Origin of the sequence: Streptomyces sp. NPDC014764 (assembly GCF_043082785.1) — a bacterium.
Classification (GTDB): domain Bacteria; phylum Actinomycetota; class Actinomycetes; order Streptomycetales; family Streptomycetaceae; genus Streptomyces; species Streptomyces althioticus.
In genome coordinates, this window is record NZ_JBIBXY010000008.1 from 1 (window position 1) to 7555 (window position 7555).

Below are 7555 nucleotides of genomic sequence, written 5' to 3' on the forward strand. Positions count from 1 at the left end.
GGTCCGCATGCTGGACCGGGCCGTGTGCGGCGACCGGAAGCGCGGGTGACCGGGGGCACGCCCGCAGAAGACACCGCTTGATCTCTTCGACGAGAGTCGCGCAGTCGGGAGCGTGGGCCCACGCCTCACTCCACCACGTACAGCCATGTTCCTCAACACCTTGATGAAACAGCCGGGTTGGGAGTGGCTTATCTTTCCGGGCATGGATCACCAGGGAGAGTTCCGTCGGGCAGCCCTTGAGTTGGGCATCCCGGACGACGAGATCAGCAGATTCACACGGCACCTTCGTCTGTCGATCGGATTGTCCGTGGGCGGTGGTACTCCGGTCGGGCAGTTCGGTGGGTTGCCCCGGCTGCCGGTGGGCATGAAGTGGCCGTCCGCCGGGGACGTTCCGTTGCCGTTCCTCCTCTCCGTCGATTGTGGGGCGCTGCCGCGAGTCGACGGCTTCGACCTGCCGGCGGACGGGACTCTGCTCTTCTTCGTGCACCAGGAGATGGACCACGAGGACCGTTCTGGGAGGTACGCGCGAGTCGTGTACGTGCCGGACGGCACCGAAACCGCAGTCGCGAAAGCTCCCAGCTCCGTGTCTGTCCGCGAGCAGCTCGACGTCGGCGCCGAGCTCAGAGCCGAACTGCCCCTCTGGCTCCAGGAGGGCGAGGACGAGGACTGGCACGAGTTCTGGGAGGATCTCGAGTGGGAGGACATGTCGCCCTTCCAGCAGCAGTTGTTCCGGTACATGGAGCGTGACCTGCCACACCTGGACGAACTTCGGGCTCTGGCTCACGACCTCTGGCCGTCCGGCGCCTACGTCGTCATCGGCGGGTATGCCGATGACGAGGTGATCAACAGCATCGCGGAGCAGACCCTCGCGGGACGCGAGAAGGCAGGCAGTATCCCGGCCATCCCGATCGCGAAATGGCCTTCTCACCTGGAGGAGGAAAAGCACCGGCTGACGAGCGAGTGGATATCGCTCGTCAGTGAAGCCCGGGTCTACGAGGAGTACTACACGAGTTTCGTGATCCGTCACGACGACCTGGCCGCCGCTCGTGTGGAGAAGGCGCTGGCCGTGACCAATTTCGTGGTCGCCTGACCACATCCGATGCACTCTGCCATCGGGAGGCTTGCGAAATCCGTTCACGCAAGCTGTCCAGGCGTCCGTGCCTAGGGGTGCCGCCGTGCCGGGCGTGCCTCTCGAACGGGCCCGCCAGGGGGTCGCCGTCGCTCGGGCAGGCGGTCCGAGCCGACGTGACGTCCGAGTGCCCGAGCCTCTGCCAGCTGCCTCAATCGGTCGAGGCCCTCGTCTCTCGTCACCCCGGATGCACCCGTTCTGCCCGCGTTGACGTCAGGAATGGATGTCAAAAGCCCCGGGCCATGATCGGTCCGGGGCCTTTTGCCTGGTGCCCCCGGCAGGATTCGAACCTGCGACACCCGCTTTAGGAGAGAGGCGGGGTGACGTCCCTCCTGAGCTGCGGCTTCACCGACCGAGGAAGCAGGCGGCTACTCGACCCCGGGACACCGGTGTTGACCGTAACTGACCCCTGCATCTGGCACGGTTGTGGCACGAACCTCAACCACCGACAGTCCGCCACGATGGCGGGCGCGTCAGCCGACTAGGCGCGCGTATGCCTCGCCGCACCCCCACCGGCCTCCGCCACGCTGCCAGTGTCGTCGACCAGAGCATGCCACGACGTTCGGCACGTGCTGACGGTGCCTGAGCTCTCAGCTTGGGAAGCTCAGGTGGACTGTGGGAAGACACTGAACTGACCTGTACAAGGGCGACGTATTCCACTAGCAACTACAGTACGGCGGGCGTAGCGTTACGGATGGATGTGGTTCAGCAGCAGTTGACTATCACCAGAGGTGGGCGGAGTTGGGGAGTCCTCACATGAGCGGCAAGGCATTCATCATCATGCCGTTCGATCGAGAACTTGACTGGCTACACGAAGAGATCATCTTTGCCTGTGACGCCGAGGGCGTTACAGCAATGCGCGGGGACGACGTCTTTGCGCCGGGTTCAGTTCTGCAGCAGATTTTGAGTGATATCGACACGGCAGACATGGTTTTTGCTGTATGTACAGGGAAAAGTGCCAACGTATTTTTCGAGTTGGGATACGCCTGGAAGAATCATGATCCCATTCTGATTGCCGAAGGCACCCACGACCTTCCATTTGACGTCGCCGGCCATCGTGCAGTTATGTACGGCCAAGACAATCCAAACGGATCTCGAGCAACATTGCGGCAGCGCCTGCGCAGAACAATTCGAGCGGTCACGGAGCGCGAACGCATTCCTCAAGGGAGAATTTTGGCAACACCTCCCGCGCAAAGGACTTCCGCACGCATCAGTGCTACACTCCAAAACTCTGGACGCGGAAGTCATCGACTTGTCTTGTCCAATACAGGGAATCAAAACGTTGAGCAGGTAGCAGTCGACGTTCCGCCACATGCCGGAAGCTTCCACCTTCGGGACGATGAACTGCCCATCGACGTACTTCGGCCCGGAGAGCAAGTAAAGCTTCTTGCCATAACCTCCATGGGAGGTGGAAAGTCAATTTTCGATATTACCGTCCGAGGGAAACTAGAGGACGGAACGCCCGTAGAATTTCCTTGCAAAATAAGCCTCTGACAGTGGAGTCGTAATGGAATTTTCCATCACCATTTTCCTTGACTCGTCAGGGTTTCTAAGGAGAGAGTGTCCGACCTGCGAAAAAGAGTTCAAGTGCTTTTACGGACATACGGAGAGCCGTCCTGACGACTTCTTGGAGCCCGAGAACTACTTCTGTCCTTACTGCGGCGTCCCTGCAGGTAAAGACTCGTGGTGGACTCCTGCGCAGTTGGAATATGCCCAGTCCTCTATCGCAGGACCAGTGATGGAGGAATTAACGAAGGACCTTAAGGAAGAATTCGGAAGAAATAGAAGGAAACGTGGCGGACTCAGCATCAACTTCGAAGTCAGCAAAGGGTCCGTTCCGGAGCCGCTTTCACCCCCCATCGATCCCGATGACATGATGATCGTCGAGCCCCCCTGTCATACGTTCGAGCCGCTCAAAGTAGCGGAAGATTGGCTCGATCCAATCCACTGTCTTATGTGCGGCGAAAAATTCATTGTCTAGGTCGTAGCTCTTCGAATCTAAGCATCATGAGGCAAGGTGAAGTCTCGCGTTTTTGTTGGCTGCGTGGGAAAAACGGCCTAAATCGATTACGGTTTAGGCCGTTTGCCCTTGGTGCCTCCGGCAGGATTTAAACCTGCGACACCAGCTTTAAGGAGTTCGATGTTGACCCCTGTCGAGCGACCTCGGACGGCCCAGGAAAGGCTCCAGTCACGGAGTCCACGAGCGACGTTAGCTGGCAGAAGCGGCCCGCCATTCCGCGGTGATCCCTACCTTTGCCTACCAGCACAACGTCGAACGCACACGGATCGGGTGATCCAACTTGTGAAGCGCACCGAACACATACTCAACGATGAGCACTGTTCAATCAGTGTTGGGTCCCAGTCGGCGAGCTGCTGCACGAATAGCCTCTGCGTACGGGGTATCGAAGGCGCGGGTTTGCGGATCGAGATCACGGAAGGGGACCAGTGCTTCATGAGAGCTGTCCATCGACTGAGTCCAGGCTGACCAGGCATTATGGACGTCTTCGTCGGTGACCTGTTCCCCCTTGGCCAGCAGAAGCACGGCGTAGATGCGGAACAGGTCGTCAGAGTTCGTAGGAGGCTCAGCATCATCGGGGAGACAGGACTGGATCAGGTCAGCGAGGGGATCGAGGTATGTCATACGGTCAGTGTGCCCACAAACAAGATTAGATGCGCTCCTGTGAACACCAGGGGCACGACGCGTTCGGACGTGCCCAGCTCGGCGTAGCGCTTGCGCCAACCGGGGATCGGGTCCCTCTTCAGGGCTTCCCATTCGTCAGCGAAGATTCTGGCGGGGAGATGTTCCTCCAGCTTATTGATGACTTGGAACTTGGCGGTGTTGAGGTCCCGGTAGCTACGAAGTTGCATCCACCAGGCGGCGGACAAGGTGATGCCGGCTAGGGCCACGGCCCACGACACCCACCATGGAGACTCGGAGAGCTTCGGTATGCCGAAGCCAATCAAAGTGACGAGCGCGGTCTGTACTGACAGAAAGAAGGCGTTGGCGGTACCCCGACGTGCGGAGACGCGATCGGCCATCTCTACGGCGAGCTTGTAGAGCTCGAATACCTCCGGCTGCTGGTTCGGCTCAGGAAGCGTGGTCACCGCGCGGGACGCCTCCTTGATCGACCAGTCGTGGATCCCGAAGGACGATTCGGGGCTCTTTGCCTGCCATTAAAATCCTTGAGGGAATTGTCATAGTCAACACTTACGAACACGTGCTTCGGCACGACGCTCCTTAGTCTGAGTTGGTATTCTGCCGTGCATCGCAGGCCAAGACACTAAACCGCCCTTGGCCGGAATGCCCGGCCGGCCCCTGCTTGGTTATACGATGCGTGCTCTGTGGGTCGTATGTTGCGCTACCGCCTGGAATCCGCCGCGATTGGCAGGGGGGTTCGAGAAAGCGACGGTCTTGCGGGCGGGGCTGAGCCTGACCATCGGCTCTCGCGTAACTAATCTTCGATTTCGAGAAAGTTGCGGTATGCCGGATGCACCTCGTACCGTTCTTCCCTTTTTTCGCGCCGTGAGGCATTCCGAGCCAGAACCTTTGCTTTTTTCAAATCATCTGCTCGGTCCGGATATGAGAAGCTCCCCTCTCGCACTTCAATACCTAGGAAAGAAATTCTCAGCAGGCTATCTAGGAATTCAGCGGCCTGCCTTGGCTCTCCCATTCCAAGTGCTGATTGGATGATTTCTAGCACCATGGATTTGGGCATTACGGGCGGGCATCCGGCGAACTCGTAGATGACTTCTTCGAGGTCGCTTATGGTCGACCCGTACTCGACGAGCAGTGCTTCACGGGCGAACTTGCTATAGCTCTTCTCTGCCTCCTTCATGTCCGACTCTTCGACCATCAAGTGGCGGGCATTAGCGGCATTGTATACGGCAGCCTTGCAGAAGTAGACCAAGTCTCGGGGGCGGTGAAGGATGGTTGAGAAGATATAGTCCAGGGTGGGTTTACCGTTAACTTGCGGACAGAAATACCGCTCCCAAAGCTCGTCTGGCGAGGTTCCTTTCGGGCGTACGGATAGATATCGCTCATCCATTACCCGCTTCAGTAGCTCGGGCTGACTCCAATCGATTCTCTTCGTGTTAATTTTATCTGGCTCGCGAGCTTCTTTGATCACTTCGTCGTAGATGTCAGACCTCAGGAAGACACTGATTGTGACGTTCACAGATCGCAGCCTATTGTTCTCTCGTTGGAACTCCTCGGCAATTCTGCTCACTGTGCTCAGTAGGCCTACAAGCAAGACTGCTTGCGACTTCAGTTGAGCTGATTTCGTCCAAGCACTGTCGAGATTGTCAACCAGAAGGGCTACGCGATGGCGGTCACGCAGTGCATCACCAAGCAGTCGGCGGAGGTTCCCGACGAGATTGCCGTGCAAAGCGTTGGCAATCCGTTCTCGCTGCTTTTCGATCGAGTACGCATGGGAAGATTCCCGAAACTCGCCACGCACAGATTTGATGACTCGCTCAAGCCGAACTGAGAACTCCTCGGCGATCTCATTCTGTGTCAAGTAATCTCGAAGCCGAGCCATCGGAGTTCCATTGCTGATGCCGGCAGGCGTCCTGTCAGCTGCGGCTACAGCTGTCAGAGAGATTTCGGAGTAGAGCAGAAATCGCCAAAAGCTCTCTACTAGGAAAGACTGGTCGCCGTCACCTCCGAGGGATTGTAATACGCTCACGAGGCCATCCAAGTCATAATCGGGGGGCCGGACTACGCAAACCAAGTTTCGCTTGTCGTCTCGTAGCACTTGTGAGGCCCGGATCATGTTCGCTGATTTCCCCACCCCCTTGCGCCCGACGAACACGACGCTGCTTTCATTTAGTACTGCCTCGTATTCCGCAGTCTCTACGAAATATTCATCGAGGGTATCTGACTCATTCTCGGCCACGTAATCGCCGAATTTTAGGTCCTTGAGTTCTGTGGCAAGCTCGACCTTTGGGGTGGGGGGCTGGTCTGCAACTCCTTCTTGACTCCAGGCTCGGAAAGCTTGCTCACGCCATCGACTTAGTTTTTCTGCGAGCCTCTTCTTGCTTTGGTAGGTGTACAGGATGTCCTTATAGTCGACCGGGCCGTGGTAGTCATCTTCGACAACCACCAGCAAAGGCCGCTCAAGACCTCTAGCAAGCCCAGCGATGAACGCACTTCGAGCGTTATGCAGGCGATCCCGATCGTGCCTTTCGCCCGACATTTGAAGAAGTGTGGCTGCAGACGAATAAACGGAATTAACATACCAAGCAAGAGGAGCTGATCCTTGTTCTGCCGGATCGGCGATGGTGACTTTAGTTCCTAGGTCTCTTTCCTTTCCGACCATTCTGCGAAGGTTGCGCTCTGCTTCAGATGTATGGTATGAGGGAACATAAAAGAGTGAGTTCTTTACGGTTCGATCCAGAGACTGGGAGACATCATCCCAAAGAGTCTTTTCGCTTGCTGCGCTGATGCCGCTCATGAACCTTGTAGCGAGCTCTCCCCCGTTATCGTAAAAGATGCATCCTATTGTTGAGAAAATATCGAATGCCCGCCAGTCGCGCATGGTTTCAGGGCTTCTACAGACAGACAATACGATGTGTTTACGCTGGCTGAAAGCGTAACCGACCTCGAATAGGACGTTCTCGCTTAGTGTGGTGACGTCAAAGAGGCAGATGGTGCTATCGTCGATGTCCTGAAGGACGGTCTCGATGATTATTCTGCCCGTGGCGGGGTTTGATTCCCAAGTCTTCGCCTCGGCGAACCTACTCTTGTTTACTACCGCTGCCGCGTGCTGAATTTCTTGAGAGACATCAGCGGGATCCTTCGAGTACCCTAGAAAGACCTTGTAATCCATATTTCCCCCTGCGGTCTGGCGGCGGAGACTTCCTTGAGTTGGGCAACACCAAGGGAGCACCGGTCAAGGGTGCAGTCGCCCCCCTGGACCTCATCCGCTTGAGTTTAGGCAGTGAGTAGTTGGTTGGGGAGGCTTCTCGCGGATCTGCCTCAGACTCAGCGTCTTGAGGTCGACGGAGCGGGTTTGGCCGGTGGCCCCTGCCCGGTCTGGGGTCGAGCATGATCAGGGGTCGTACGCTAGTTGGCATTTTGGGTAGGTCTTGGACCTGCCCGCAACGTGCACGAGTGGCCCCCTGGTCTTGCTCGACGCGAGACCCTGACCGGGGAGGTGGCTGGAGCCGCGGAGTCGACCGCCCTAACCACGATGTATCCCTTCTCCGGCCTCGGTCGGCTGATTGCTGTGCGCGCGGGCCGGGCGCCGGCCGGGCTGGAGCGGGGCGGAGACAGGAGCGCAGGCCCGGCCGGGGGCCGGGCCGCGCGCGGGGAGCGGAGCGAGCCGCACTTGATGAGTCGGCGGCCGGGGAAGTCCATGACCTGCTCGTCGCTGTTGAGTCTGTGATCACCACCGACTCCGAACCTGCGGGGCTGCCCGCTGGGCT

General features: G+C 58.0%; 6 protein-coding genes. 3 read left to right on the plus strand and 3 right to left on the minus strand.

The features are described 5' to 3' along the window. Positions 1-145 precede the first annotated feature (145 nt). From ACF1AG_RS20940 to ACF1AG_RS20950, 3 genes are all read left to right on the plus strand, one after another. The gene (locus ACF1AG_RS20940; RefSeq protein WP_391810186.1) at positions 146-1090 is read left to right on the plus strand and encodes a DUF1963 domain-containing protein; all 945 of its coding nucleotides are present in this window, start codon (positions 146-148) and stop codon (positions 1088-1090) included. A gap of 795 nt (positions 1091-1885) precedes the next feature. Further along, positions 1886-2623, plus strand: coding sequence for a hypothetical protein (locus ACF1AG_RS20945; RefSeq protein WP_391810187.1), 738 nt, complete (start codon positions 1886-1888; stop codon positions 2621-2623). Positions 2624-2636: 13 nt separating this feature from the next. Then, complete coding sequence (locus ACF1AG_RS20950) at positions 2637-3110, plus strand: hypothetical protein (protein WP_391810188.1); 474 nt, start codon at positions 2637-2639, stop codon at positions 3108-3110. A gap of 360 nt (positions 3111-3470) precedes the next feature. On the opposite strand, the gene ACF1AG_RS20955 is transcribed toward ACF1AG_RS20950, so the two are convergent. The 3 genes from ACF1AG_RS20955 to ACF1AG_RS20965 all read right to left on the minus strand — a co-directional run bounded on the left by ACF1AG_RS20955 (position 3471) and on the right by ACF1AG_RS20965 (position 6957). After that, positions 3471-3770: a hypothetical protein gene (locus tag ACF1AG_RS20955; RefSeq protein WP_391810189.1), complete on the minus strand. Its 300-nt coding sequence runs from the start codon at positions 3768-3770 to the stop codon at positions 3471-3473. Further along, positions 3767-4234 (minus strand): hypothetical protein, encoded by a 468-nt coding sequence (locus ACF1AG_RS20960; RefSeq protein ID WP_391810190.1) that lies wholly within the window; start codon positions 4232-4234, stop codon positions 3767-3769. The genes ACF1AG_RS20955 and ACF1AG_RS20960 overlap by 4 nt, the downstream gene beginning before the upstream one ends. Positions 4235-4581: 347 nt before the next feature. Further along, entirely contained in the window at positions 4582-6957 is a 2376-nt protein-coding gene (locus tag ACF1AG_RS20965) for a P-loop ATPase, Sll1717 family (protein ID WP_391810191.1), read from the minus strand. Positions 6958-7555: the final 598 nt, after the last annotated feature.